1 protein-coding gene and 1 pseudogene are annotated in these 1,673 nt (G+C 65.8%); both read left to right on the forward strand.

All coding sequences use genetic code 11. The features are described 5' to 3' along the window. Positions 1-1,390 (forward strand): sugar ABC transporter ATP-binding protein (locus EN893_RS32800; RefSeq protein WP_164901338.1); only part of this gene is annotated, 1,390 nt, incomplete at its 5' end. A gap of 9 nt (positions 1,391-1,399) precedes the next feature. Next, positions 1,400-1,673, forward strand: a pseudogene (locus EN893_RS32805) (ribose ABC transporter permease); the annotation flags it as partial.

Below are 1,673 nucleotides of genomic sequence, written 5' to 3' on the forward strand. Positions count from 1 at the left end.
CAAGTCGACGCTGCTGCGCGTCCTGTCTGGCGTCTACAGGCCGACCGCGGGAAGCGTCCTCATCGACGGCAAGCCGGTTACACTCGCCAACCCGGTTGCCGCGCGCGCTGCGGGCGTCGCCATGATCCATCAGGAATTGCAGCAGGTGCCGCGCCTCAGCGTCGCCCAGAACATGTTCCTCGGCCATCCGCTGACGCGCGGCGGCATCTTCGTCGCCAGCAGAGAGCAGGAGCGCCGCGCCGCCGAGGCTCTTGCAGCCATCGACCCTTCCATCGATCCAGCCGCCCCGCTCGGCACCCTGAAGGTGGCGCAGCGGCAGATTGTCGAGATTGCCAGGGCATTGCTCGATCGCGCCCGCATCGTCGCCATGGACGAGCCGACATCGAGCCTGACGCCGAGCGAATTCGAACGGCTCGCGCAAGTCATTACAGGTTTGGCGCGCGATGGCGTCGCCGTCGTCTATGTCTCGCACAAGCTGGATGAGGTGTTCGGCATCTGCCGGCGCGCCACCATCATGCGCGATGGCGTCGTCGTCGATTCCGTCGATCTGAAAGACCTGTCGGAGAAAGCGGTCGTGGCGATGATGGTCGGCCGCGAACTGGCGCAGGAACACCATAATTCCCATGCCACGAACAAGGTCATGCTGAGCGCGCGTGGCCTCTCCTCGGCGACGAAGGTGCGCAACGTGTCGTTCGATCTGCATCGCGGCGAGGTGCTGGGGATTGCCGGCCTGGTCGGTTCCGGCCGAACTGAACTTTTGCGGCTCCTGGCCGGCGCCGATCGCGCCACGGCCGGCACCATTGCAATCGACGGCAAGGCGGCGCGCTTCGCCGGCCCGCGCGATGCGATTGCCGCCGGCATCGGCCTGGTGCCGGAGGAGCGCAAGCGCGAAGGCATCGTGCCGCTGCGCTCGATCACCAGCAACATGGCGCTGGCCTCGATGAACGTATTCGCGCCGCGCGGCGTCATCGATCACACCAGGCTGAAACAGGTGGCGGTCGACAGGATGAGCCGCGTCAATCTGCGCCCGTTCCTGCTCGACCGGCCGATCCGCCTGTTCAGCGGCGGCAACCAGCAGAAGGCGATCATCGGCCGCTGGCTGGCCGCGGGAACGCGCATCCTCTTGTTCGACGAACCGACACGCGGCATCGATGTCGGCGCCAAGGCGGAGATCTATCATCTGATCGAGGAACTCGCCGCCGAGGGCCATGCCGTGATCGTCGTCTCCTCCGAACTCCCCGAAGTGATCCGGCTTGCCGACCGCGTGCTGGTCATGCGCGACGGCACGATCGCGGCCGAACTCCACAGAGACGATATCAGCGAACAGGCGATCGCGGCGCACGCCATCCCACAAACGCAAACGCCGGCCGCGCAACAGGCAAGGCAGTAGGTGACGGATATGTCGGATACCACTCTGGTGCGACCACGCGCCGAATTCCTGCGCGGCGTTTCCATGCGCGACGCCGGCACGCTGATCGGCCTTGTCGTGATCCTGGCAGTATTCGGCACGCTGGTGCCCGGCTTCTTCGCCGAGCGCAACCTGATCAACATCCTGCAGCAGTCGAGCATCAATGCCTGTTTGGCGCTGGGCATGACGCTGGTCATCATCTCCGGTGGCATCGACCTGTCGGTCGGGCCGACGGCGGCACTCTCGGCCGTCATCTCGGCCTCTA

This window comes from Mesorhizobium sp. M7A.F.Ca.CA.004.04.2.1, assembly GCF_004022825.1.
In the GTDB taxonomy this organism is placed as follows: Bacteria; Pseudomonadota; Alphaproteobacteria; order Rhizobiales; family Rhizobiaceae; genus Mesorhizobium.